Annotated in this window: 23 protein-coding genes; 16 read left to right on the forward strand and 7 right to left on the reverse strand. The window is 58.6% G+C overall.

The window, feature by feature from the left end; all coding sequences use genetic code 11:
• Positions 1-109 precede the first annotated feature (109 nt).
• Together rssB and rssC are read left to right on the forward strand one after the other, a co-directional pair.
• A complete protein-coding gene (rssB, locus tag NTD85_RS19425; protein ID WP_003226555.1) occupies positions 110-1,294 on the forward strand; it encodes a two-component system response regulator RssB in 1,185 nt (394 codons plus the stop codon).
• A complete protein-coding gene (gene rssC, locus NTD85_RS19430) occupies positions 1,291-1,773 on the forward strand; it encodes an anti-sigma factor antagonist RssC (protein WP_003226553.1) in 483 nt (160 codons plus the stop codon). The genes rssB and rssC overlap by 4 nt, the downstream gene beginning before the upstream one ends.
• 215 nt (positions 1,774-1,988) lie before the next feature.
• Here the strand turns inward: rssC and tal are convergent, their stop codons facing one another.
• Together tal and NTD85_RS19440 are read right to left on the reverse strand one after the other, a co-directional pair.
• Positions 1,989-2,915, reverse strand: coding sequence for a transaldolase (tal, locus tag NTD85_RS19435; protein ID WP_027611470.1), 927 nt, complete (start codon positions 2,913-2,915; stop codon positions 1,989-1,991).
• Between the two features lie 207 nt (positions 2,916-3,122).
• On the reverse strand, positions 3,123-4,073 hold the full coding sequence (locus tag NTD85_RS19440; RefSeq protein ID WP_262142956.1) for a glycosyl hydrolase family 5: 951 nt from the start codon (positions 4,071-4,073) through the stop codon (positions 3,123-3,125).
• 291 nt (positions 4,074-4,364) lie between these two features.
• Here NTD85_RS19440 and NTD85_RS19445 point away from each other — a divergent pair, with 291 nt between their 5' ends.
• From NTD85_RS19445 to NTD85_RS19480, 8 genes are all read left to right on the forward strand, one after another.
• Positions 4,365-4,805 carry a low molecular weight protein-tyrosine-phosphatase gene (locus NTD85_RS19445; protein WP_003226547.1) on the forward strand — a complete coding sequence of 147 codons (441 nt, stop codon included), beginning with the start codon at positions 4,365-4,367 and terminating at the stop codon, positions 4,803-4,805.
• Between the two features lie 38 nt (positions 4,806-4,843).
• Positions 4,844-7,072, forward strand: coding sequence for a polysaccharide biosynthesis tyrosine autokinase (locus tag NTD85_RS19450; protein WP_262142957.1), 2,229 nt, complete (start codon positions 4,844-4,846; stop codon positions 7,070-7,072).
• 41 nt (positions 7,073-7,113) lie between these two features.
• The gene (locus tag NTD85_RS19455; protein WP_003226542.1) at positions 7,114-8,196 is read left to right on the forward strand and encodes a glycosyltransferase; all 1,083 of its coding nucleotides are present in this window, start codon (positions 7,114-7,116) and stop codon (positions 8,194-8,196) included.
• A 15-nt stretch (positions 8,197-8,211) separates the two neighbouring features.
• Positions 8,212-9,324, forward strand: coding sequence for a polysaccharide pyruvyl transferase family protein (locus NTD85_RS19460; protein ID WP_262142958.1), 1,113 nt, complete (start codon positions 8,212-8,214; stop codon positions 9,322-9,324).
• Positions 9,321-10,550, forward strand: coding sequence for a polysaccharide biosynthesis C-terminal domain-containing protein (locus NTD85_RS19465; RefSeq protein ID WP_262142959.1), 1,230 nt, complete (start codon positions 9,321-9,323; stop codon positions 10,548-10,550). The genes NTD85_RS19460 and NTD85_RS19465 overlap by 4 nt, the downstream gene beginning before the upstream one ends.
• Positions 10,541-11,644, forward strand: a complete 1,104-nt coding sequence (locus NTD85_RS19470; RefSeq protein WP_003226536.1) for a hypothetical protein — start codon at positions 10,541-10,543, stop codon at positions 11,642-11,644. Before NTD85_RS19465 ends, NTD85_RS19470 begins: the two co-directional genes overlap by 10 nt.
• 12 nt (positions 11,645-11,656) lie before the next feature.
• Entirely contained in the window at positions 11,657-12,700 is a 1,044-nt protein-coding gene (locus NTD85_RS19475; protein WP_262142960.1) for an acyltransferase family protein, read from the forward strand.
• A gap of 110 nt (positions 12,701-12,810) precedes the next feature.
• Complete coding sequence (locus tag NTD85_RS19480; protein WP_262142961.1) at positions 12,811-13,950, forward strand: SGNH/GDSL hydrolase family protein; 1,140 nt, start codon at positions 12,811-12,813, stop codon at positions 13,948-13,950.
• 85 nt (positions 13,951-14,035) lie between these two features.
• Here NTD85_RS19480 and NTD85_RS19485 read toward each other — a convergent pair whose 3' ends face one another.
• Together NTD85_RS19485 and galU are read right to left on the reverse strand one after the other, a co-directional pair.
• Positions 14,036-14,440: a mannose-1-phosphate guanylyltransferase gene (locus NTD85_RS19485; protein WP_262142962.1), complete on the reverse strand. Its 405-nt coding sequence runs from the start codon at positions 14,438-14,440 to the stop codon at positions 14,036-14,038.
• A gap of 38 nt (positions 14,441-14,478) precedes the next feature.
• Positions 14,479-15,312 (reverse strand): UTP--glucose-1-phosphate uridylyltransferase GalU, encoded by an 834-nt coding sequence (gene galU / locus NTD85_RS19490; protein ID WP_103484261.1) that lies wholly within the window; start codon positions 15,310-15,312, stop codon positions 14,479-14,481.
• 389 nt (positions 15,313-15,701) lie between these two features.
• Between galU and galE the strand changes: the two genes are divergently transcribed.
• The 6 genes from galE (at position 15,702) to NTD85_RS19520 (ending at position 21,899) form a co-directional block, all read left to right on the forward strand.
• Entirely contained in the window at positions 15,702-16,718 is a 1,017-nt protein-coding gene (galE, locus tag NTD85_RS19495) for a UDP-glucose 4-epimerase GalE (RefSeq protein ID WP_201137007.1), read from the forward strand.
• A 231-nt stretch (positions 16,719-16,949) separates the two neighbouring features.
• Positions 16,950-17,186, forward strand: coding sequence for a hypothetical protein (locus tag NTD85_RS19500; protein ID WP_003226528.1), 237 nt, complete (start codon positions 16,950-16,952; stop codon positions 17,184-17,186).
• 144 nt (positions 17,187-17,330) lie between these two features.
• Complete coding sequence (locus NTD85_RS19505; RefSeq protein ID WP_262142963.1) at positions 17,331-18,392, forward strand: polysaccharide biosynthesis/export family protein; 1,062 nt, start codon at positions 17,331-17,333, stop codon at positions 18,390-18,392.
• Positions 18,393-18,400: 8 nt separating this feature from the next.
• Positions 18,401-19,066, forward strand: a complete 666-nt coding sequence (locus NTD85_RS19510; protein ID WP_103484263.1) for a YjbF family lipoprotein — start codon at positions 18,401-18,403, stop codon at positions 19,064-19,066.
• Entirely contained in the window at positions 19,063-19,824 is a 762-nt protein-coding gene (locus tag NTD85_RS19515) for a capsule biosynthesis GfcC family protein (RefSeq protein ID WP_262142964.1), read from the forward strand. Before NTD85_RS19510 ends, NTD85_RS19515 begins: the two co-directional genes overlap by 4 nt.
• The gene (locus NTD85_RS19520; RefSeq protein ID WP_262142965.1) at positions 19,821-21,899 is read left to right on the forward strand and encodes a YjbH domain-containing protein; all 2,079 of its coding nucleotides are present in this window, start codon (positions 19,821-19,823) and stop codon (positions 21,897-21,899) included. Before NTD85_RS19515 ends, NTD85_RS19520 begins: the two co-directional genes overlap by 4 nt.
• A 559-nt stretch (positions 21,900-22,458) precedes the next feature.
• Here the strand turns inward: NTD85_RS19520 and NTD85_RS19525 are convergent.
• From NTD85_RS19525 to NTD85_RS19535, 3 genes are all read right to left on the reverse strand, one after another.
• Entirely contained in the window at positions 22,459-23,853 is a 1,395-nt protein-coding gene (locus NTD85_RS19525; protein WP_262142966.1) for an undecaprenyl-phosphate glucose phosphotransferase, read from the reverse strand.
• 389 nt (positions 23,854-24,242) lie between these two features.
• Positions 24,243-24,902, reverse strand: a complete 660-nt coding sequence (locus tag NTD85_RS19530) for a transcriptional regulator (protein ID WP_262142967.1) — start codon at positions 24,900-24,902, stop codon at positions 24,243-24,245.
• A gap of 278 nt (positions 24,903-25,180) precedes the next feature.
• Positions 25,181-25,924, reverse strand: coding sequence for a winged helix-turn-helix domain-containing protein (locus tag NTD85_RS19535; protein WP_262142968.1), 744 nt, complete (start codon positions 25,922-25,924; stop codon positions 25,181-25,183).
• Positions 25,925-26,094: the final 170 nt, after the last annotated feature.

Consider the following 26,094-nt stretch of genomic DNA (forward strand, 5'->3'; position numbering starts at 1 on the left):
CAGTGCTCGAAAGCGGTGCAGCAGAGAGGCTAGAAAGCGAATCCAGTAGTCTGAGCCGGGCCGATGCCCCGCCTGCTACGCCAACCTAATTCTGGCGCCGTTTGCCCACATGCCAAAAACCAGTGCCACGCTGCTGATAATCGATGATGACGAAGTAGTGCGCGCGAGCCTCGCGGCCTATTTGGAAGACAGTGGTTTCAGCGTCCTGCAGGCCAGCAACGGCCAACAGGGTCTTCAGGTATTCGAGCAAGACAAGCCCGACCTGGTCATCTGCGATCTGCGCATGCCGCAGATGGGCGGTCTCGAATTCATCCGTCAGGTCACCGAGCGGTCACCGCAAACGCCGATGATCGTCGTTTCGGGGGCGGGCGTGATGAACGACGCGGTCGAGGCGCTGCGCCTGGGTGCAGCGGACTACCTGATCAAGCCTCTCGAAGACCTGGCCGTGCTCGAGCACTCGGTGCGTCGCGCGCTTGATCGTGCGCGCCTGTTGCTGGAGAACCAGCGCTACCGCGAGAAGCTGGAGAAGGCCAACCGCGAGCTCGAAGCCAGCCTGAACCTGCTCCAGGAAGACCAGAACGCCGGTCGCCAGGTGCAGATGAACATGCTGCCGGAAAGCCCGTGGCGCATTGACGAATTTCAGTTTGCTCACCAGATCATCCCGTCGCTGTACCTGTCGGGTGATTTTGTCGATTACTTCCGCGTCGACGAGCGTCGGGTGGCATTCTACCTGGCCGACGTCTCGGGCCATGGCGCCTCTTCAGCGTTCGTCACCGTGCTGCTGAAGTTCATGACCACGCGCTTGCTGTTCGAGTCCAAGCGCAACGGCACGTTGCCGGAATTCAAGCCTTCGGAAGTGCTTGGTCATATCAACCGGGGGCTGATCAGCTGTAAGCTGGGCAAGCACGTCACAATGGTCGGTGGAGTCATCGACGAGGAGACCGGTTTGTTGACCTATAGCATCGGCGGCCATCTGCCGTTGCCTGTGTTGTACACGCCTGACAGTGTTCGTTACCTCGAAGGCCGCGGTTTGCCGGTGGGCTTGTTCAATGAGGCCACCTACGAAGATCACGTGCTTGAGCTGCCTCCGACTTTCAGCCTGACGCTGATGTCCGACGGCATTCTGGATCTGTTGCCAGAACCGACGCTCAAGGAAAAAGAAGCCGCTTTGCCTCAACGGGTGAAGGCGGCGGGCGGCAGCCTGGATGGTCTGCGGCAAGTGTTTGAATTGGCCACGCTAGGGGAGATGCCGGATGATATCGCCCTGTTGGTGTTGAGCAGGAACCTTCAATGAGTACCGGTAGAATCCAGTTCGCCGAGCAGGACGGCACCTTCGTCCTGAAGTTCGTCGGTGAAGTTCGCCTGACCCTGTGTTCGGCGTTGGATGCGACTATTGAGAAAATCTTCACCGCGTTGAATTTCAACGCGATCGTGATCGATTTGACCGAAACCCGTAGCATCGACAGCACCACCCTCGGTCTGCTGGCCAAACTGTCGATCCTGTCGCGGCAAAAGGTCGGCCTGCTGCCGACCGTCGTCACCACCCACGAAGACATCACCCGCCTGCTGCAATCGATGGGCTTCGAGCAGGTGTTCAACATCGTCAACCACCCGGTGCCTTGCCCCGAGTGCCTGGACGATCTGCCGGATCAGGATCAGTCCGAAGAAGTGGTGCGGATCAAGGTGCTCGAAGCGCACAAGATCCTCATGGGCCTGAACGACTCCAATCGTGAAGCCTTCCATGACCTGGTGAATGCCCTCGAAAGACATTGATTCCCTAGGGGGGAGGGTGTTTGTTCCGGCCTCTTCGCGAGCAAGCCCGCTCCCACAGTGATTGAGTGAATCCGAGATCTTCATTCCACACCTGACCCTGTGGGAGCGGGCTTGCTCGCGAAGGCGTCAGTTCAGACGATGCATCCTCCCGCGCTGCACAAATAAAAAGGGCGAACCCAACCGGGTTCGCCCTTTTTGCATTTCAGCGACTCAGATCACAGCTTGGCCTGCAGCAGCGCCTCAAGCTTCTCCTGGTCACGGGCAAACTGACGGATGCCCTCAGCCAGTTTCTCGGTGGCCATCGCGTCTTCGTTGGACAACCAACGGAACTGCGCTTCATTCAGGCTCAGGCGGGCTTCGCCAGCGTGGCCCGGGGCGAGTTTGCGCTCCAGTTTGCCGGTGTCTGCCGCGAGCTTGTCGATCAGGTCCGGGCTGATGGTCAGACGGTCGCAACCGGCCAGTTGCTCAATCTGGCTCAGATTACGGAAGCTGGCGCCCATGACCACGGTCTTGTAGTCATTGGCCTTGTAGTAGTTGTAGATGCGAGTGACCGACTGCACGCCTGGATCATCGGCGCCGGTGTAGTCGTTGCCGTTGGCCTTCTTGTACCAGTCATAGATGCGGCCCACGAACGGCGAGATCAGGAATACCCCGGCGTCAGCGCAAGCGGCAGCCTGAGCGAAGGAGAACAGCAGGGTCAGGTTGGTCTGGATGCCTTCCTTCTCGAGAATTTCGGCGGCGCGGATGCCTTCCCAGGTCGAAGCGATCTTGATCAGCACGCGGTCACGGCCGATGCCGGCCTTGTCGTACAGCTCGATCAGGCGATGCGCACGCTTGAGCACGGCATCCTGGTCGAACGACAGGCGCGCATCCACTTCGGTGGAAATCCGGCCCGGGATCACTTTGAGGATTTCCTGGCCCACGGCGACGCCAAAACGGTCGCTGGCCAGGCCCACATCGCCCTTGCAGTCGCTGACGCAGGCGTTCAGCAGCTCGGCGTAAGCCGGGATGGCGGCTGCCTTGAGCAGCAGGGAAGGGTTGGTGGTGGCGTCGACCGGCTTGACCCGGGCGATCGCTTCGAAGTCGCCGGTGTCGGCGACCACGGTGGTCATCTGTTTGAGTTGTTCCAGCTTGGAAGTCATGGGTGTGCTCTGTCCTGTGGGTTTGACGACATTACCCGAGCGCTGACAGTCACTCAAGGGTATCCGGGCGTATCGGAGGCCCCGCTGGCAACAACCTGAGAACGGCTGCTTGATGGGCGGGGCGCGGTATCGATGAATACGATGCCAAAAGCGGTCACAGGTTCAAAGCAACTGACGGCCAGCGCCCCTTGAGCACATCAATGGAGGTTATTGCTGGCTCAGTTGGGTTTTGACCGCAGTTTCCGCCGGTTTCGGCTGGCCGTCGGCGGTCAACAGACCGAAGTTCTTCTCGCGGTCGTTGCTGCCGGTGTCGCTGTTTTTCCATTCGTAAATCGAGGTCAGGGCAATGTTGCGGGTTTTGATATCGGCCACGAATGCACTGATTTTACTGGCTTGGCCTTCGGTGCCGCCGTTGGAGGGGAGCGCCGAGATACCCCATTCGCTGATCACCCCCGGCAGGTGGAAGTTCTGCTGGATAAACGTCTGGGCGTTGCTGATCTGCGTGCCGGTCATGCCATAGGGATGGTAGGAAACCGCGCTGAGGCATTTAGGGTATTCGCTGACAATTCGGTTGAGTGCCACGGTGGACGCCGAGCCGGCAGTCGGCGGGCGGGCAAAGCCAAAACCGATCACCGGGATGGCTTGCGGCTTGTCCTGCAGGGTTTTGCACGCTGCGCTCATGAACGGCACGAACGTCGTATCGAAATTGCCGGTCGGCCAGTAGGTGTCGAGGTCCGGCTCATTCCACAACTCGATCGCCACCAGTTGCGAGCCGTAGGTCGTCGCCAGGCTGGTTAACGCGTTGGCATACGCGACCCCGGCGTTCGCCAGATCATTGGCCGGTAACGGCTTGGTCGCGCGCAGGGTCATCAGCACCGGCAGACCGGCTGCGCGGGCCACTGCGAAGGCATCGCTGATCTGCTTCTGGTAGGCCGCGCTGGGCAGGCTGTCAGTCCATACGCCAAAGCGCACGAAAGTGAAGCCGGTGGCTTTGACGCGCTCGGCGTCGGCGGCGGAGAAGGTCTGGACTTTGACCTGAACCCCGATGGTTTTATTGGCGGGTAATGCCGGGAACAGTTCATTGGCCTGACTCTCGCCGGTTGCCGCCAGCAGTAGCAGGGTCAGGGCGCTCAGGTGTTTGAGATGGGCTGACTTCATGTCGGTTCTCCAGGTGAGAAATGACAACGGCGAAAAGGTATCTCGTGATAACTGCTTCGAAACTAACATTGGCACTAAGTGCGCCAATGTTATTTTTTGTCAGGAAAACCAGACCTGAAAATCACAGTTATTTTTAGTCCGGTAATTCTGTTTTGGCGACTTTTGGCGCTGTGGTACTTAATACACTGGTACTGACAGGGCGAATCTATTTCTGAGTGCAGAATGATCTAGTGGGTTCATTAAGATCCGCTCTAGATGTTGGCAGAATGATATTACACAGGAATGTAAACCTTGTTCAAAAAGATCCTTGTCGTGTGCGTTGGCAATATTTGCCGAAGTCCGACAGCAGAACTTCTGCTGCGTAACGCGCTGACCCCCTCAACCATCTCTGTGACTTCCGCAGGCCTCGCGGCGCGGGTTGGCGAAGGCATGGAAGCGTCGGCGCGCCAGGTGCTGGAAGACCACGGGCACAGCGCCGAGGGCTTCCAGGCCCGGCAATTGACCGCCGATATCGTCAATGAATCAGACTTGATTCTGGTCATGGAAAAACAACATGTGAATCAGGTACTGAAGATTGCCTCGCACGCCCGAGGCAAAGTGTTTCTTCTTGGCAAGTGGCAGAGCGAAAGAGAAATACAGGATCCGTATCGTCAAGGTAAGGCCGCTTTTATTCATGCCCATGCATTGATTGAAGATGCTGTTAGCTCGTGGGCGCAGCGCCTCGGACATTGATGAATATTCTTCAGATCAGTGAATGGTAAGAAAGACTTATGCAGTTACCGTCAGTAATCGCCAACCGTGATAACGATCAAGACAGTATTGATCTTCTGGGTATATTCGGCAGTTTGATCGACCAGAAATGGCTGATCGGTGCATTCACCGGTGCCTTCATGGCCGCTGGTGTTGCCTATGCGGTATTGGCGACGCCGGTGTACCTGGCGAACGCGCTGGTTCAGGTCGAACCGAAAAAGAACGACATGCTCGGCTTTTCCGACCTCAGCAGCATGCTCGGCGGGCAATCGCCGTCGGTGACCGAAATCGGCATCATCAAGTCCCGCGCGGTGATCGGCAAAACCGTCGACGATCTGCGCCTGGACATCGACGTCACCCCCAACACCTTCCCGGTCATCGGTGGTTTTCTCGCCCGGCGTTATCGCGGCGAAACCGAATTCAGCGTGGCGCCGCCGCGTTTTGGACTCAACAGCTACGCCTGGGGCGGCGAGCGTCTGGCGTTTACCCGGCTCAATCTGCCCAAAGAACTGTTGGGCAAGAAGCTCACCCTGGTGGCTGGCGAACAACAGCACTTCCAGTTGCTCGATGACAACGACAACCTGCTGGTCGAGGGCGTTGCGGGCGAAGCCTTCGCCCAGGACGGCGTCGAGGGTTTGATCGAACGCCTGCAAGCCAACCCCGGCACCCGCTTTGAAGTGGTGCGCTATCCACGGATTGTGACCATTCAGGGTTACCAGGATGCGCTGGATATTTCCGAGCAAGGCAAGGAGTCGGGGATTATTCGCCTGGCGCTGGCCAGTTCCGATGCCGCCGAGGCAGTGAAGATCCTCAACAAGATCGCCGCGCTGTACGTCGATCAGAACGTGCGTCGCACCTCGGCGGAGGCGGCGCAAAGCCTGGCGTTCCTGCAAAGCCAGTTGCCGCAGGTCAAGCGTGATCTGGCCAAGGCCAGCGATGCGCTCAACGCGTATCAGACCCGTGGCAAGACCGTGAACATTTCCCTGGAAACCCAATCGGTGCTGGGTCAATCCGTGGCGCTGGAAACGCGGATTTCCGAGCTGAAAATGCAGCAGGCGGAAATGGACCGCAAGTTCACCAAGCAGCATCCGGCGTATCGCGCGCTGATGTCGCAGATTGGCGAATTGACCCAGCAGCAGAAATCGCTGGAAGGCAAGGTCGGCGATCTGCCGGCGACGCAACAGGAACTGCTCAACCTGACCCGCGATGTGGAAGTCGCTTCGCAGATCTACACGCAGTTGCTGAACAAATCCCAGGAGCTGGACATCGTCCGCGCCGGTGCGGTGGGCAACGTACGCTTGATCGATCCGGCGGATGTCGACCTGAGCAGTCCGGTCAAACCGAAAAAAGCCCTGATCGTGTTGATCGCGACGTTCCTCGGCGCCTTTCTCGGTGTGGCGCTGGTGCTGTTGCGCAAATCCCTGAGCAAAGGTCTGGAAGGCCCGGAAGCCATCGAACAGCTCGGGCTGCCGGTGTACGCCTCGATTCCCTACAGCGCCTTGCAGCGCGACGAGGACACGAAAAAGGGCCGGGCCAAAATCACCGCCGAAACACCGGCCTATCTGCTGGCGCTGCGCAACCCGACCGACCTGTCCATCGAGTCGATCCGCAGCCTGCGTACCTGCCTGCATTTCGCCGCGCTGGATTCGACCAACAACCGGATCATGATCTCCGGCCCCAGCCCGCAGGTCGGCAAGACCTTCGTCTCGTCCAACCTCGCGGCGGTCATGGCGCAGAGCGGTCAGCGCGTGTTGCTGATCGACGCCGACATGCGCAAGGGCCACCTGCACAAGACGCTGAATGTGCCGATCGCCAATGGCCTGTCGGACCTGCTGGTCAAGCGCTGCAGCATCGAGCAGGCGATCAATAAGGTGGAAATCGACAACCTGCACTTCATCAGCCGTGGCCAGGTTCCACCCAATCCTTCCGAGCTGCTGATGCACTCCAACTTCCGCGATCTGCTCGCCGAGCTGAGTCAGCGCTACGACGTGGTGATCATCGATACACCGCCACTGCTGGCGGTGACGGACGCGGCGATTGTCGGGCGTGAAGCCGGGATCAGCCTGATCGTCACGCGGTTTGCGGTGAACCCGGCCAAGGAGATCGAAATGACCATTCGCCGCTTCGCGCAGAACGGCATCGAACTCAAGGGCGCGGTGTTCAACGGCGTCGAGAAGCGCGCCGCCAGTTACTACGGCAACGGCAACTACGGTTACTACAACTACGAGTACGCGTCCGACAAATCCTGAGTGTCAGCGATTGTCCTTACATGCAAGGAAGTGGGTGGGTTGTGAAGAAAATACTGCACGTGGCTGAAACGATAAAAGGTGGGGTCGCCACCGTTATCCGCACCATCTCGGCCTCTCCCGAAGGCCAGGACTCGAATTACGAGCTGGTCTATCTGGTGCCGCTCGACCAGAAAAAAGAGCTGCACGGTATCGATGAGCAGCAGATTCGCACGTTCGAACGCAGCGGGCGCGATGTGCGTTCGCTGCTGCGTTTTGCCTGGCAACTGACCCGGGTGATGCTCAAGGAAAAACCCGATGTGGTGCATTTGCACAGCACTTTTTCCGGGGTGATCGGCCGCGTGGTCTGCGTGCTTCTGCGACCGTGGCGCAAGCCGAAAATCGTCTACTGCCCACACGCCTTTTCGTTCCTGATGGAAAGCTCGCCGACCAAGCAGAAGCTCTACGCGTGGATCGAGCGCGTCCTGCAGCGGGTGACCGACGTGATCATCTGCGTCAGCCGCTACGAGATGGACAAGGCCGCACGGTTCGGCATTCAGCGCTCGCGCATGAAGCTGATCTACAACGGCATTCATCAGCGTGACGAGGCGCCGAAGGCCGAGAGCCCCGCGCCGATTCATCTGCTGTTCGTCGGTCGTCTCGACTACCAGAAAGGTTTCGACGTGTTGCTCAAGGCTTTCGCCAAGGTGCAACGCAGCGATCTGAAACTGACGGTGGTCGGCAGTGCGGTCAACGAGGACAAGGTCGAGTGTCCGCAGATGGACGCCGTCGAGTACCTGCCGTGGGTCACGCCGGCCGAGGTGCAGGCGCTGTATCAACAGGCCGACGCGCTGATCGTCCCGAGTCGCTGGGAAGGCTTCGCCATGGTGCCGCTGGAAGGCATGGCCATGGGCTTGCCGGTGATCGCCAGCAACTGCACGTCGCTGCCCGAACTGGTCACCCATGAAGTGTCCGGCTACGTCTTTCCTACCGGTGATCACCAGGCGCTGGCCGATGTGCTGGCGCGAATCCAGAAGCCGCGGTTGCTCGACCTCGGCAGCGAAGGCCGGAACATCGTGCGCGAGCGTTTCAGCGCCGCGCTGATGATCCGCCAGACCTACGACGTGTATTGCGCTCCCACTTATTAAGTAGAACTCAAGCTTATGAACGTAACGATTTTGCATGGCTACAGTGCGTCCAACTCCGGTGACGGCCTGCTCGTCGATCTGGCCATCGCGTTGGTGCAGCGCAACTTTGGTGAAGACACCGCGATCAATGTCGTGGCGTCCGATCCGCAGTCTTTCGCCTACTTGCCGCACCCGCGTTTCGACGCACCGGTGATGGCGGCCAAGGGGCTGGGGCGGGTCAAGCAGGCGGTGTTCCTCAATCAGTCGTATGCCGGGCTGGCGGATCTGTTGCGCAAGACTGATCTGATCGTTGGCGTCGGTGGCGGCTACATGCGCTCGAAAAGTGCCTTCGAACACATCAAGCTGAAACTGGGCCACGCCAAGCAACTGGAAACGGCGATTCTCAGCAAGGTGCCGTCGGTGTACCTGCCGCAAAGCATCGGGCCGTTCCATGGCGAGAGCCGCAAGATCGTCGAGCACTACGCCAGTGCCGATGCGGTGTTCGTGCGCGATAACCGCTCCTCGGCGATGTTCGATGCCTGCGAAAACGTCTACCGCGCGCCGGATCTGGCGGTGCAGTCGTTGGCCAGCAAGATCCTTCAGCAACCCAAGTTCACCCGCTGCGCCGCATCGCCCGCCACCGTGTGCGTGGTGCTGCGCAAGCCGCCGGAGTGGAGCAAGGACAAGAAGATCGCTTACGTCGCCAACCTGAAGTTGCTGCTGCAGCGCCTAAAGAACAAAAGCAAAGTGGTCTGCGCCGTGCAGAGCGCCGTTCGCGGCAACGATGACGGTGCGTTCTATCGCGAACTGGGCATCAGCGAAGACCTGCTGTCGTTGAAGGCGACGATTGCCAAATATCAGCCGGACCTGGTGATCTCGGTGCGTCTGCACGGCGCCATCGAGTCGCTGCTGTCCGGTGTCCCGGCGTACCACATCAGCTATGAGCGCAAAGGCTTTGGCGCCTATCAGGACATGGGCGTGGAAGACTGGGTGATCAACGGTGGCGACATCGATGTCGAGCAGATCATCGACACCGTTTACGCGCCGAATGCCCTGTCGAATTTCGGCAAGCGCCTGACCGACACCTGCCGCGAGATCGAGGCAAAAACCGTGGCCATGGACGAGATCATCAAAGGCGTCGTTCGATGATATTTCGGTTGCTGCTTCGCGGCGGAGCCTTGGGCGCGAAGTTCTTGCTGGTGTTGGCCATCACCCATTACCTGGGCTACGAAGCGTTGGGGTTTTACGGGGTGGTGGTCGCGGCTTCGTTGATCGCCTCGAAGTTCTACAGCGCCGGTTTCAGTTCCGAGATCAATCGGCTGATCAGCGTCGGCGGCAGTTCGCGGCGGGTGGTCGACAAAGTCCTGCTGCTGTATCTGGCGGTGGGGCTGCTGCTGTCGCTGGTGACAGTGGGGATTTACTCGCTGTTCCAGCAGCTCGAGGCGGGCACCGCGTTGATTCTTTGCGTGACGCTGGTGCTGCTCACCGAACACCTGTCGTTCGAGATCAATTCGTTCGTGTTTTCCGCGCAGAAAGCCACCGCGGGCGCGTTGCTGTTCTTCATCAAGACCGGCCTCTGGGCGCTGCTGGCGGTGGGCGGGATGATGCTCGACTGGGTTTCCGGCATCGCCAGTGTGCTGTGGCTGTGGGTGGCCGCCAACGTGCTGGTGATCATCGCCGGTTACCTGATTGTGGTGAGCGTGCACAAGGGCCGGGTCAGCGCGGCGCTGACCACGGCGACCGTGTGGAAGGCCGGGTTGCCGTTCTACTTCGGTACGGGGCTGATTGCGCTGAGTCAGTACGCCGAGCGCTTCCTGATTGCCGATCTCGAACCGTATGCCAATCTCGGTAAATACGTGTACGCGTGGTCGGCGGCGAACACTTTGCAGGCGCTGTCCTACGCGGTGGTGGCGGTGGTCGGTATTCCGGTGCTGGCCAAGCGGTTTCAGGCGGATCAGCAGGCGTTCACGGTCAGGCATTTGTTCGTCAACAAGTGGGTGATGCGCTCGCTGCTGGTTTCGGCGGCGGTGGCGGTGCTGATTTTCCTGTTCTTCAACGTGGTGCTCGATTACGTCGCCACCAGCGTGCCGCGTCCGGATAACGCGATTCTCGGTGTGCTGATCTTTTCCTTTGCCCTGCGGGCCATTGGCGACATCGTCTGGGGCGGTCTGATTGCCTCGAAAAACAGTCGGGTGTCATTCGCCAGCGCGGCGATCTGCCTGCTGGTGTCGGTGCCGGTCAGCTACCTGCTGATCAAGCACTATTCGATTTATGGCGCGGCGTGGGGCAATGTCTTCGCGATCATCGTCCAGCTCGGGGTGATTGCCGTGTTGACTCGGGCGACCCGTGCAAAAGGGGCGTTGGCATGGGGTTGAAGTTGCCGTGCATCGAGTTTCGCGGACGCAAACTCGATTCCTCGCTGTCGTTCCTGATTCTGTTCACCGGGCTGTTTCTGTCGGTGGCGATGCCGCTGCTGATCCCTCGCGCTCCGGGCCCGGATGCGATGACCTTGTGGTCGTCCTACGCGCGCGCCGACAACTGCAATTTCTGGAACCCGTTCTCGCCGGATCGCTCCTCCTATGAGTGTTCGGCGTTCCTGCTGCGGCCCACCGGGATCAACCTGACCAACGCCTGGGCCTACGGGATGTTCTGCAATTTCTTCCTCACGGCGATTCCGGTGGTGGTGTTCCGGCGCATGCCGCTGGCGATCTTCGGCACCCTGTGTCTGTGGGGGATTGTGCGTTCGTTTTTTCTGGAAAACCTGACCAAGGAAATCATCGTTTCGGTGGCGGTGCTGAGCATTTTGTTCAGCTCGCTGACGCGTAAATATCGTGGCGGATTTTTTCTGTCGGCGGTGATTTACGGCGTGCTGATCCGGCCTTACTGGATTCTGTTTTCACTGTCGTGGGTCGGCGTTTGCGTGATGAAGAAGTACGTGTCGCGCTTCACCTTCTTCCTGATGCTGTTCCTGTTTTATCTGGCGGTGGCCATGGCGATTCAGCTGGCGCTGGGGTTTCCGGTGTCGTCGATTCGCGCCAGCAACAACGAGTTGCGTACGGCGGGGGAGGAGGGCTCGAAATCGCTGATCGTCTCGTGGCTCAGCGGTAGTGATTTTGTCTCGCAGGCGTTGGACTCGATGATCATTTTTTTCCGCCTGTCGTTCCCGGTGGAGCTGATTCTGTTGTCCGGGCCGGGCCAGGTGATCTTCGTCGCGTTGATGATCATGACTGCGCTGCTGCTGTTCAAAGTCATCACTTCCACCGACTACAAAGGCGCACCGATCGAGACCAAACCCAAGGAACTGATCGCGATTCCGCTGGCGTTCCTGCTGGTGCAGGGTTTGTTCGAACCGGACTTCGGTTCCTTCGCCCGGCACTTTTCCATGGTGGTGCCGGTGTTGTTTGTCGGCCTGGGTTTGATGTTGCGCGCCAACAAACCGGTGCGGGTTGAATCAAGAGTTCTGAATTAAGGCGGGTGCTGTATGTCGAGCAAGAAAAAATCGCTGGAGATCGAAACCCTGCGTGGCCTGGCGTGCCTGCTGCTGGTGCTTTATCACGTCATCGGCCCGTTGGGCGGGGGCTTGAAGATTGATCTCGGCTCGCCGTTGCGCGTCATCGCCGACTCGATGGTGTACGTGCGCATGCCGCTGTTCACCTTCATTTCCGGCTACATCTATTCGATCTACAAAATTCGCGGCAATGACTTTTCCGCATTCTTCAGCGGCAAGGTGCGACGGCTGATCGTGCCGCTGTTTTGCGTCGGCGTGCCGTTCTCGGTGTTGCAGGCGGTGGGGCCGGGGGTGAACAAGGACGTCGGGGTGATCGATGCGTTGTTGTCGTTCTGGGTGCCGGTCAATCACTTCTGGTTCTTGCAGGCGGTGTTCATCATTTTCATGTTCGTCGGCCTACTCGAATGGCGCGGGATGCTGCGCTCGATGACGCGCTTGTACCTGCTGTTCGGGTTCGCTGCGGCGGTGTTTCTGTTGCCGCCGTTCAAGCTCGATGCGTTCGGCATCAATGGGGCGATTTACCTGCTGCCGTTTTTTGTGGCGGGGATGATCGGCCAGGAAAATGTCGAGGCGCTGAAGCAGCGGTTCAAGGTGATCGGGCCGCTGGTGTTTGTACTGATCTCGCTGACGCTGCTGTACGTGGCGGCGATTGATCGCGAGTTGATTGTCGACCGCCGTAGCCTGATCGGTCTGACCGTGGGCTGCGTGTCGTGCATCGCCTTGCTGTCGAGTGACATGCGCTCGAAATGGCTGACCTGGCTGGGCGGCTACTCTTACGCGATCTTCCTGTTCCACGTGCTGTTCGCCGCGACTTCACGGTTTGTCATGGGTCGGCTGGGGATAAAGGACGAAAGCATTCTGGTGCTCAGCGGCGTGCTGTTTGGCTTGTTGGGGCCGGTGGTGTTGTCGATGATTTTCAGCCGCTTCAATGTCACTTCGGTGCTGTTTCTCGGGGAGCGTGCGGCGAAGAAGAAGCCGGTGGCGAACATTGTTCCGGTGGTACCGGCCAATAGCTGAAAAGCTTCGCGAGCAAGCCCGCTCCCACAGGGATTGTGTGAGTTGCCGAGATCCAATGTGGGAGCGGGCTTGCTCGCGAAGGGGCCATTCCAGACTGAAGGAAATAACGCATGTTGGCAGTAGATGACGCTCAGCCCGTCGCGGCGTCGGTGGTGGAAGTAGGTGATGCCCGCGAGCGCTTTGCGCAGTGGCGCGAAGGCAAGGCCGGGAAGGTGTTGTCGGTCTCGGTGATCGGCGACAGCTACAGCGCCGGGCAGAATTTTTATCTGAACAAACTGGTGCAGCACGTGGCCGGCGAGGTCGGTTTTGCCGGCCCCGGTTATGTCGGTTTCAACCATGGCGCGGCGCTTGGTGGCACGCACTTCAAATACACCCGCAGCAGCGAAAAATTTTTCGGTGGTGGCTGGCAAGTGTCCGGCCTCGGCCAGGCGAGCCCCGACAGTCGCACGGTGACCGGCAAACCCGGCGCCTGGCTGCAAATCGATGCCAGTCCGACACCCGCCATCGACACCCAAGTCACTCAGGCGAAACTGCTCTACCTGGGCAACGGCGAAGTCAGTGAGCTGCGTTACCGCTGGACGCCCGCGCAAGACTGGCAGCCCTTGAAACTTGAAGGGGCAGGCGTACAGGAAGTACCGCTCGCAGGTCTCTCTTCGGCGGCAGACTGGTCATTCAAACTGGAAGTGGTGAAGGGCGCGCCGACTTTGTTTGGCCTGTGGCTGAGCAACGAGCAGAGCGGCGTGCGGGTCTCGAAACTGGCGGCATCGGGCGCGGCATCGGCGGATTTCTATCACCAGGACCCGCAATGGCAGGTGCAGTGGAAAGCTGCCGTGTCGAAGATTCCCGCCGACGTTTACCTGATCATGCTCGGCGGCAACGATCAGGGCTTCGGGGTCAAACCCGCGCAGTATCTGCACAACGTTCAGGGCCTGGTGGCGATGATCCGCGAGATTCAACCGGCGGCGAGCATCAACCTGATCATGCGTCAGGACACCACGCGTTCCAGTGCCTATCCGATGTCAGCGTATGCGCAAGTCCTGCAACCGTGGGCGCATGAGCAGCAGTTGGGCTTTGTCAATCTGCAATGTGCGTTCGGCCCTGACGTCAAACGCTATGCGGCGGCGATGATCGGGCCGGACAAGATTCATCCGCAGCCGGCCACGGGCGGGAAGGTGATTGCTGATTACTTCTACCGCTGGATTGTCAGTGGCATCAACGCGGACAGTTGCGACACGACGAAACCCCTGTAGGAGCTGCGGCACGCTGCGATCTTTTGATCTTGCTCTTAAAATCAAAAGATCGCAGCCTTCGGCAGCTCCTACAGGGGGTAGTGTGCTATTCGAATTGTTCGATCTGGCTCAGTAGCTCTTTGAGCTTCTGCGGCATCAACTGCGTCGCACACCGCGTCTCGACATTGATGATGATCGCCGGCTCGTTGCAGCACAGGCGTACGCGGAAGCGCCAGTCGCTGAAGATCACTTTCAACCCATCCCGGTCATCCATTTCCAGCGCCTGCTCGGCATAGCGTTGTTTCAGATGGGCGAGCAGGGGATAGGGATCCGCCAGCGCTCGGCGAATGTCGCCGGACGCCGGAAACATGCCGATGCGCTCCACCAGCAGAATGCTGCCCAGCCACGACTCGTTGGCGCTGGGCAACGGCTGATGGCGTGGCAGCCAACTCACCGCCCCGAGGTTGCCCACCTCCCGTTCAATCTCTGCTGCATGCTGTGCCATGTTCATGGGTTGCCTCCTGAAAAGAGAAGTGGGCGGGAGCCGTCTCAGCGGCCCTTGAGGTAAACGTTGTCGTAGCAGAAGTTGGTCGCCTGCAGGTAACCCTCGGCGTCGCCGCAGTCGAAGCGCAAGCCCTTGAACTTATAGGCCAGCACGCAACCGTTCTGCGCCTGTTTCATCAGCGCGTCGGTGATCTGGATCTCGCCGCCCTTGCCTGGTTGGGTGTCGGCGATCAGGTCGAAAATGTCCGGGGTGAGGATGTAGCGGCCGATGATCGCCAGGTTCGACGGGGCATCCTGCGGCGCCGGTTTCTCCACCATGTTATTGACCCGATAAATGCCGTCGGACATCAGTTCGCCGGCGATCACCCCGTACTTGTGGGTCTGGTCGGCCGGGACTTCCTGGATGGCGACGATCGAGCAGCGGAATTTCTTGTACAGCTGGATCATCTGCGACAGCACGCCGTCACCTTCCAGGTTCAGGCACAAGTCGTCGGCCAGCACCACGGCAAAGGGTTCATCGCCGATCAACGGGCGGCCGCTGAGAATCGCGTGACCGAGGCCCTTCATTTCCACCTGACGGGTGTAGGAGAAGGTGCAGGTGTCGATCAGTTCGCGGGTGCCGGCGAGAAATTTTTCTTTCTCGGTGCCGCGAATCTGGTGTTCGAGTTCGTAGCTGATATCGAAGTGGTCTTCCAGCGCACGCTTGCCCCGACCGGTGACGATAGCCATGTGTTGCAGGCCGGCGTCCCGTGCTTCTTCAACGGCGTATTCGATCAACGGTTTGTTGACGATCGGCAGCATCTCTTTCGGCATGGCTTTGGTCGCCGGCAAGAAACGCGTGCCGTAACCGGCAGCGGGGAACAAACATTTACGAATCATAAAAGTATCCTGGACAGTCATGGAACACAGGCAACGGATGCGCACACTTACGAAGGCGCACAAGTTTCAATGATTATTGAACGAGTACTTTAATACCTGAGTCAGGTTGTTAATGGCAATTAGCGCGAAGGCTAAAACATGATAATGTTATGAGATGTCGGTAACAACGTTATTAGTTATTTTTAGTCGGTATCTGTTGATAGTGATGAGTGTACTTGGGGTGCTAATAAGTACCGGGCAATACAGTTTGACCTGCAAAAATATTTATTGCCAGTGGTTGAACCAATTTTGTTTGAGGCTGTTGTCGTCCTTATTTGTGTGGTGCGCCACAGATTGAATAAAAGGGACTTGACACGCTACTTGTCACTTATCCAATGACGGACCGCGCTATGAAGATTCTGGTAACGGGTGGCGCCGGCTATATCGGCTCGCACACCACACTTGCGCTGCTTGAAGCAGGTTATGAAGTTGTTGTACTGGATAATCTTTGCAACAGCAGCGATGCGGCACTGCACGCGATAGAAGGTATTTGCGGCAAAAGCGCGCTGATGATTCGCGGCGATGTCTGCGACCGGGCGTTGCTCGACCGGATTTTCCGCGAGCATCAAATCGACGCGGTGCTGCATTTTGCCGGGCTCAAGGCCGTCGGCGAGAGCGTGCGCAAGCCGCTGGATTACTACGAAAACAACGTCGGCGGCAGCATCACCTTGTGTCAGGCGATGGCCGCAGCGGGCGTGTTCCGGCTGGTGTTCAGCTCGTCGGCCACGGTGTACGGCGAGCCTGAGCAGATGCCGATCCGCGAGGATTTCCCCACCGGTATTCCGACCAATCCTTACGGTCAATCCAAACTGATCGTCGAGAACGTGCTGCGCGACCTGAGCCAGGCCGAGCCGCGCTGGAGCATCGCCTTGCTGCGTTACTTCAACCCGATCGGCGCGCATCACAGTGGGCACCTGGGCGAAGACCCTAACGGCATTCCCAACAACCTGCTGCCTTACATCAGCCAGGTCGCGGTCGGCAGCCTGCAGGAGTTGTCGATCTTCGGCGACGATTACCCGACCATCGACGGCACCGGGGTGCGCGATTACATCCACGTCGTCGACCTCGCCGATGGCCATCTGAAGGCCTTGCAGTCGATTGCCGGACGCCCGGGCATTCACACCTGGAACCTTGGCACCGGCGACGGCTACAGCGTGATGCAAGTGCTGCATGCCTTCGAACAGGCCAGCGGGCGACCAGTGCCGTACCGGGTGATGCCGCGTCGCAGCGGTGACATTGCCGAGAGCTGGGCCGACGCTTCCAAGGCTGCCAAAGAGCTCGGCTGGAAAGCCACGCGCAGTTTGCAGGACATGGTCACCGACACTTGGCGCTGGCAATCCAATCATCCGCGCGGTTATCTCGAATGATGTCGTTCTAATACTGAATGTTAGTTTCGGTCAGGTGTTAGATATCGTCGGGAAAATACGCTGGAAATGCCTTTTGCAAGTCCGTAGATATAAACCTGCCGTTCGACTTTTATCAGTTGGGTAAGACTGTGAAAGAGCGACGGATCTTGTTCGCGCATTTTGCGGACTTGAACGCTACCACCGCTAACACAGGCCGGTTTTTAACAGGCCGAATGTTAGAAAGGAGTTGATATGAAAAAAGTGATGGCGATTGCCCTGTTGACGATGTTGAGCAACTGGGCGTCCGCTGCTGAAGCGCCGCTTACTGCGGTGACCAATGTATCTGGCAGTGTCGCGGCTTCTACCGCGCCTGCTGCCAGTACGGCAATGGTTGCCAGTGCAGTGGCGGCGTCCAACAGTGGTGGAAGTGCCAACGGCGGTACCACCGGTACTACGGGTACCACCGGTACAACCGGCACGCACAACTAACAGGAACATTTGTTAGTGCAGTACAGGGTCGCCCGACGCAAGTCGGGTGACTTTGTTTTTAGATTCGCCCTTGAATAGCGTAGTGCCATTATGACTCGTAGTTTTTCTCTTTTGCTGTTGGCAAGTATCGCTTTGCAAGGTTGCATGTTTTCCCCCGGCCAATACCTGAGCACCGGCGACATCACGCGCCAGGGCGCCAGCGAAAGCAGTCGGGTCGAGCTGATTCCGATCACGCCCAAGCTGATCTCGATGACCCGCGCCACGCAAAAGCGTGAGACGGTGCCGGCGGAATTGTTGGCGACGCCGGCGGAATACCGCATCGGCAGCAACGATGTGCTGTACATCACGGTCTGGGATCACCCGGAGCTGACCGCGCCATCGGGGGCACAACAGCAGATCGACGCCAACGGTCGATTGGTGCGCTCCGATGGCACGCTGTACTACCCGTTCATCAAGGAAGTGCAGGCGGCCGGCAAGACTATTCAACAGTTGCGTGCGGACATCGAATCCCGACTGTCGGCGTTCATCGCCGAGCCGCAAGTGGATGTCGCGGTGCTGCGTTTCGCCAGTCAGAAAGTAGTGGTCTCGGGCGCCGTGGCCAAGGCCGGTCCGCAGCCGATTTCCACCAACCCGTTGAGCGTGGTCGAAGCCCTCGGTACTGCCGGTATCGACACCAATAACGCTGACCTGTCGGGCCTGTTGCTGACCCGCAATGGCCGGGTGTATCCGCTCAATCTCGACTCGCTCAACCAGCAGGACTCCGAGTTGCAGCACGTCTTCCTCAAGGGCGGCGATCAGTTGTACCTGCCGTACAACGACAACAAGCGCATCTACGTCATGGGCGAAGTCAATCAGCCCCGTGCGCTGAGCTTCAAGACCGCGACGATGAACCTCTCCGACGTGCTCGGTTCGGTCGGCGGTCTGAGTCAGACCACTTCCAACGGCAACGCGGTGTACGTGATTCGCGGGGTGGAAAACCTCGATGTCGAGCCGGCGAAGATCTATCAACTGGAAGCCCAGTCGCCGACCGCCATGGCACTCGCTTCGCACTTTGAAGTGCGTCCCCAGGATGTGGTGTACGTCGGCCCGGCCAACGTCACGCGCTGGAACCGCTTCATCAGCCAACTGGTGCCGTCGGCATCGATTGTCGGGACCGGGGCTTCCGCTGCGAAGAACTGGAGCGAATTCAGTAACAACAGCAAATAAGGCCGACCGTGAAAACCTTGAAAGTTGGCGTCTGCCTGATGGCGGCCTTGATGTTGTGTGGCTGTAACCCGCTGATGACCGCTTCGGTGCGCAACCTCAAGTCGGCGGTGATCGGCCCGGATGAGCTGGACGTGAGCGCGGCCCAGGTGGCCGAGGTCAAGTATCCGCAAGTCAAACTGACCACGCCCTCCGGCTCCGGGGTGCTGGCGCTGGTGCGTGAGCGTGATGATCTGCAGTTCTGGGTCGCTTCCGGCAAACAGGTGTTGCTGCTGCGTGACGGCCTCGCCGTGCGCACCATTGGCCTCGGCGTCGAGGGCGATCTGGACGGCACGCGGTTGGCCGACAACGCGCCGTTCAAACGCGGCCTGCATCAAGTCGCCGATGGTTTCACCAGTCAGCGCTGGATCGACCTGTACAAGGGCCAGGAGGTTGGCTTGATCGTCAACAGCCGGTTCTCCCGCCGATCCACGCAAACCCTGGACATTCTCGACAAGCAATACACCGTGCTGCGTGTTGACGAACGTATCGACGTCCCGGCCATCGGCCTGCGCGCGACCAACCATTACTGGGTCGATCCTGTGGACGGTTTCATCCTGCAGAGCGAGCAGCAACTGACCGCGCAAATGCGCGTGCGCATCGTGCAATTGACCCCCGATCGCAGGCACCTGCCATGAAGCGCTTACGGAGGTTCTCGGCGGGTTTGCTGTTGCTCAGCGGCGTCAGTCAGGCAGCGGTCACGGTCAGTGGCGATGTCGCCAACCCGGGGCCGGTGGAATTGCCGCCGGGCGGGCGCTTGCTCGACGTGATCAGCGTGGCCGTACCGAATGCCGAAGGTTACTGGCTGGCCGGCGAGTTGCTGCGCCAGTCGTTGCTGGAACAGCAGGCCCGGCTCAAGGCCGGCGTGTTGTTCGATCTCGATGTGCTGCAACGCATGGCTTCGTTGTTTGACCGCCCGAGTCGCGCGGCGCTGGCGTTGCGCCTGGCCGAGCAGGTGCGGCAGATGCCGGTCACCGGGCGCCAGGTCGCGGATCTTGATCCGGTCGCGGTGGAAGTCGGTTTTGCGCGCAACATTCGTCTCGACGATGGTGATCGGCTGATCTACCCGAAACGGGTCGACGAGGTACAGGTATTGGGCGCCGTCGCCGAAACCTGTCACCTGCCTTATCAGCCTCTGCTGGAGGCGCGCGAGTACCTGGAAAGATGCACGCCGCTGGACGATGCCGAGGCCGATTACCTGTGGCTGATCCAGCCCAATGGTGCAGTCCGGCGCGTGGGTATCGCGCATTGGAATCGCGAGAGCGGGCAGTTTCCCGTGGCCGGCAGCAAGATTCTGGTGCCGGTGAAAAATGATGATCTGGATCCGCCTGTTCCTGAACTGAATCAGCAGTTGGCCGAATTGATTGCCACGCAGCTGGCTGAGGTGGTTCGTTGAAGTTACGTGTTGCAGCTGTGTTGTTATTGCCGTGCGGTCTGGTGCATGCCGAGCCGCGTATTACCCAGAATGATTTCGGTGGCACCGGTCTGTTGCAGACGCCGACCGCACGCATGGCCCCGGCCGGCGAGCTGAGCGTCAACGCCAACCGCACCGAGCCTTACAGCCGCTACAGCGTGTCGCTGCAGCCACTGGACTGGCTCGAAGGCTCGTTCCGCTACACCGCCATCACCAACCGCCCGTACGGGCCGGAGTCGATGAGCGGCAGCCAGAGCTATAAGGACAAGGCGGTCGATGCCAAAGTCCGGCTGTGGCAGGAAACCCACTGGGCCCCTGATGTCGCTTTGGGCTTCCGAGACATTGGCGGTACCGGCTTGTTCGCCAGCGAATATTTCGTCGCCAACAAGCGCTTTGATAATTTCGATTTCAGCGCCGGCATTGCCTGGGGGTATCTCGGTAATCGTGGCGACCTCGACAACCCGCTGGGCTACCTCGACGATCGCTTCAAGACCCGTCCGGCCCTGGAAGGCACCGGTGACGTCAACGCCGGTTCGTACTTCCGTGGCAAGCCGTCGTTCTTCGGTGGTGTGAGCTATCAGACACCGTGGGATCGACTCAGCCTGAAACTCGAATACGAAGGCAACGATTACAAGCACGAGCCGAAGGACAACGTGATCAAGCAAGACTCGCCGATCAACTTCGGCGCGGTGTTCAAGGTGGCGGATTCGGTGGACGTCAGCGCGGCGTGGGAGCGGGGCAACACGGCGATGTTCGGCATCACGTTCCATACCAATTTCGTCAGCCGCAAGGCGCCGGCCAAGACCTACGATCCGACGCCTGAACCGCTGCCGGCGAAGATGCCGATCACGCCGCTGGAACAGGTCAACTGGGCCGACGTGTCGCAACGCTTGCAGCAAAATGCCGGGTACAAGGTCGAGCGCATCAGTCAGCGTGATTCCGAGCTGATCGTCTACGGCGAGCAGCAGCGCTACTTCCATTCGTCCAAGGCCGTTGGCCGCGCGAGCCGGATTCTCGACAACAGTGTGAATGACGACATCAATTGGTTCACCGTGGTCAACAAGCGTTATGACCTGCCGCTGGAAGAGACCAGCGTGCCGCGCCAGACCTTCCGCGAAGTGATCAACAATGAGGAGCCGCTGGAGTCGTTGCACCGCACCACCGAGATCAACCCGGCGATGCCGCACAACGAGAAAACCCTCTACAGCGAAGCGCCGCAGCATTTCAGCTATGGCGTCGGTCTGGGATTCAAGCAAAACGTCGGCGGCCCGGATGGTTTGCTCTATCAATTGAGTGCCGATGCGGACGCCGAGTACCGCTTCAACCGCAACACCTGGTGGAGCGGGCTGGTCAGTGCCAACCTGGTGAACAACTTCGACAAGTTCACCTACGATGCGCCGAGCGGTCTGCCGCGGGTGCGTACCGATTTGCGTCAGTACCTGACCACCTCGGAAGTGACCATGCCGTTGTTCCAGGTCAGCCATGCCGAGCAGTTGGACAAAGACCTGTATGGCATGGTCTACGGTGGTTATCTGGAGTCGATGTTTGCCGGCGTCGGCGGTGAGGTGTTGTTCCGTCCGACCGGGGAGCGCTGGTCGGTGGGGGCGGATCTGAACTATGTGCGCCAGCGCGAGTTCGACCAGGGTTTTGGCCTGCGCGACTATTCGGTCTGGACCGGGCACATCACCGGCTACACCGACTTGCCGTACGACACGCTGGCGGCGGTCAGCGTCGGTCGCTACCTGGCCGGCGACTGGGGCGGCACGCTCGACATCTCTCGCGAGTTCTTCAACGGCGTGCGCTTCGGCGCCTGGGCCACGATCACCACCGCCGGCAGTGCCGAGTATGGCGAAGGCAGTTTCGACAAAGGCCTCTACCTGTCGATCCCGTTCGACGAAATGATGAGCATGTCGACCATGCGCCGCGCCAACCTGGTCTGGGCCCCCCTGACCCGTGACGGCGGCGCCAGGCTCAATCGCAGCTTCCAGCTGCACTCGATGACCGATAGCCGCGAGGGCGACATGTTCTACCGCAACTTCTCGAAGATTACCGAGTAATCCCGAAAACCCCTTGAGACCTGTGGGAGCGGGCTTGCTCGCGAAGGCGTCGGCCCCATTCAACATCTGTGCAGCCTGACCCACCGCTTTCGCGGGCAAGCCACGCTCCCACAGTAGATTGGGGTGAAGCGGATATCTCGATCCATACCGAGATCCCCTGTGGGAGCGGGCTTGCTCGCGAAGGCGTCGGCACATTCAACATCTGCGCTGCCTGACCCACCGCTTTCGCGGGCAAGCCACGCTCCCACAGTGGTTCGGGGTGAACCGAATACCTGATCCATACCCCGATCCCTGTAGGAGCGAGCCTGCTCGCGAAGGCGCCAGTCCATTCAAAATCCATGTTGCCTGATCCACCGCTATCGCTTGCAGGCAAGCTCCCACAGTGATTTTGTGGTGTGCCCGATTTGAGTGAACGCCGCCGGACCCTGTGGGAGCGGGCTTGCCCGCGAAGGCGCCGGCACTGCCACCATCGCAACAGCCTGATCCACTACCCAAATCCCGCCCACAAAAAAGGGGACTTTCGTCCCCTTGCGGTATCGCCTGGCTTGTCACCAGTCCATCAATAAATATCTTTCGACAACAACGTAAACGGCGTCTTCACCAGGATCTTCAGATCCAGCCACAACGACCAGTTGTTGATGTAATGCAGGTCCATCTCGACGCGGCGCTGCATTTTGTCGATGGTGTCGGTCTCGCCACGGCAGCCGCTGATCTGTGCCAGCCCGGTAATACCCGGTTTGATTCGATGACGAGCCATGTACGCGAGGATTTTCCCCGAGTAGTAGTTGTTGTGCGCCACCGCGTGCGGACGTGGACCGACCAACGCCATTTGCCCCTGCAGCACGTTGAACAACTGCGGCAGCTCGTCCAGCGAAGTGCGGCGGATGAAGCGCCCGACCGCAGTAATACGCGTGTCATTGCGGCTGGCCTGAACCACTTCGCGGTCATCGTGCACGCGCATCGAGCGGAATTTCCACACCTGAATCACCTTGCCGTTCCAGCCGTGGCGATCCTGCTTGAAGAACACCGGGCCCGGCGAGTTGATCTTCACTGCCAACGCAATGAACAGCAGCATCGGACTCAACAGGATTATCGCCAGCAACGCCACGCCTTTTTCCAACAGGCTCTTGCTCAGCGCAGCAGTAGGGCGGCTGGTCAGCGGGCTTTCGTTGAGGCAGATCGCCGGCAGACCGTCCACGACCTTCACCGAGTGATTGAGCAGGGTCAGACTGTTCAAGTCCGGCACCCAGACCACATCGACGTTGGCGCCGAGCAAATCGACGTACATCGCTTCGATTTTCGCAGCTTCGGCCAGCGGCAGGGTGATGTACAAACGGCGGATGTCATGGTCTTTGATCAGCTCGAGCAAATCTTCCTGATCACCGACCACACGCGGTGCATCCGAATCCAGATTCGGTGTCGGGCCATTGCTCACCAGGCCTACCAACGGCAGGTTTTCCACCTGACTGATCTTCTTCGCCAGACCCAGTGCCAGCTCGCCGGTACCAACGATCAACGTCTTCTGCGCGCTGGTGCGGGAGCGCTGGTAGTACTTGGAAAAGGCGTGCAACGGTGCGTACAGCAACGCCTGACCGAGGAAGCCGTACACCGCCCAACTCAGCGTCACCTCGCGGGAGAACACCTCGTCGGCCTTGCACACGAACGCGATGCAAGCCAGCGCCACCATGGTCATCGACCAGCCCATGAACAAACGTCCGAGCCCGGTCAGGTAATTGTCCTGCTTGCGATACACGCCGCTGAACGTATACGCCGGCACCGAGGCCAGTACCGCCAGTGTCGCGCACATGCGGTAATAGAACTCGACGGTGCCTGTGTGCCGTTCAGCCAGTATGAATAACAACGCAACAATGAAAGCCTGCGCCAATGCCCATTGGCCCCAGAAGGTAAGTCCCTTGAGGCCGTTATTTCGATTGATCCGTAGAGAAAGTTCCATGAGATATCCCCAGAAAAACGTCCATTCAGGTTTCGACAGTTGAAGTCCGAGTTGCTAGATAGGCTTGTTGTTGTTATTGGACGAGTGTCCTGAGGTAACAACGTCGATAGGCCGAACTGTCGTCAATCAATAGACTAAGTTATTGTCGGAGAGGGTGTCTGACGAGTTCTAACAAGATGGCACAGTGCCAACTTTTTAATAATCAAATACAAGGTTGTTAGAAAAGGTCGCAGAGCAGGAGGTGAATAAATTATGTTGTGTTTGTTACTGTAGGAGGGGTGGAGGCAGGGAGCTATTATTACCAGGGAGGTGAAGTCAAACAGAGTGCTCTTGTTGTTTTTGTAATCGCACTGTTTTCTGTTTGTTTTGTTCGTGGATATCGTACGTGTTTATGCAACGATTTCCTGGATGAGGCAATAACCGCGGTTTCTTACGGCACGAAACAGACGCTCACCATTACTCGCGCTTTTGAACTTGTCCTGCAGGCGACTCAGGCACATCTCCAGGCCACGATATTGCTCCGGCTCGCGGCCGATGCTGAGGATCAGGTCATCACGACTGACTACACGTTCCTCGTGATGGAGCATTTTGCGCACCAGTGCGGTTTCCAGTCCGGTAAGGCTGATCTCGACGCCTTCCTTGACCAGAGCGCCCTGATCGTTGTCCAGATGCCAGGTTTCGTTGCACGGTGTGCCGTCTTCATTGGCTGAAGTCGGGTGGGCGGTGTCCGCGTTCATTGTCGGAGATTGGTGAAACGGGTTTGCCGATTGTGCGGCGAGCCATTCCGATTCGAGGGTGGCCAGTATGCGCTGGGTATCGTGTTCAATCGTGCGGGCGACGTTTTTCCGAGTGCCGCTTGGGTAAGAAAACTCCATCAGCATCGGGGTGGAAGAGGGCGAAGTAGCACCTTCAATAAACATTTGTGCCTGAGACGTGCCAAACGAATTGAAGCGCTCGCTGGACAGAATGCTCTCAAGTTCACGCTGCGACGTTGTACTGTTGGTCACGACGACAAAATATTTTCTTGGGAGGGTTGTACTAGTTTCCATGTCTCTCTCCTAAAATGTGCACCAAAATGGGCGAAAAGATAAATCGGCAGGCGAGCAATAACTTCCTTGGAAGTAACCGACAGGCAGGGTCTGGGCCCAAAATGGCCTCGATAAATTCCACTCGTTCTGCTGCTATGTTGTTAAGTTTATTGTTATGGTTCGGTGTAGCCGTGCTCATTCAATTGCTTGATTATAATTAGGTATGAAGTACAACTAGAGCGGTATGGTTGCATATGACGATCCTTCGTAAGTATGCAAAGAGGATGGCTGCCCGAGAGTCAGGCAGTCGATATCAGACCCCGCATCAGGCGATAGCCGTAGCCGCGGATGCTCTGAATCGCGTTCGTACCATACATGTCCTTGATTTTTCCACGCAAGCGGCTGATGGATTTTTCCAGCGCCCTCGGGTCGTAGAAATTGGTATTGAGCCCCATGATGCTGGCGATTTCATCATGGCTGAGAATGTGATTGCTGGTCTGCGCAAAGGCTTCCAGGATCTTCATCTCGGCAAACGAGATGTCGAGTTTCTGGCTGGTGCCGCCCAGCAGGCAGATGCGCGTAGGGTCGAGTGTGAGGTTGATATCCCGCTGCCATTCTTCACTGTTGAAGAACTCACCGAGCAACTCGTCGCCCTCGTCGGAAAGGGTGTTGAGTTTGATACAGAAGTCGGCCCCGGCCAGGAAATACTTGATCTTGTTGAACGCGCCGCGACCGGTAATGACCGCGCAAATGATCGGCTTCAAGTTATTGGTGCGCAGGTTCTCGATCAGCGCAAGATTGTCTTCCAGCGCTTGCGGAGTGTCGATAACGATGAAGATGGCTCGATACGAACCAGAAAGTTCATTGTGCTTAAATGAACTAGTGTACGAACTGGCCTCAAGTGCCATATCAGTGCGTACGTGCTTTGCGACCAGCGCTCTAAAATGTTCGGCCACGCCACAGGTTCGGCCCAGAGTGAGAACACCGGGTACGTCGTTTGTCGGGCGCGGACTTCTAGTCGCCAAGTTCCCTGAGAGCATCATGCATTGACTCGAATTAGGTGCTGACATCGGGATGTTAAAGCACCGGTTCTCATCTGTGACTGACAATTGGTAACATTCACGCGATTTTTAGACGTGGCTCCCGAGTTTTCTAACAATAATTAAGCATTTCAAGCTTTTAGTTGATTTTCTCGGGGCTGTGAACTAGTCGT

Origin of the sequence: Pseudomonas sp. 13B_3.2_Bac1, from assembly GCF_025466205.1 — a bacterium.
In the GTDB taxonomy this organism is placed as follows: Bacteria; Pseudomonadota; Gammaproteobacteria; order Pseudomonadales; family Pseudomonadaceae; genus Aquipseudomonas; species Aquipseudomonas fluorescens_H.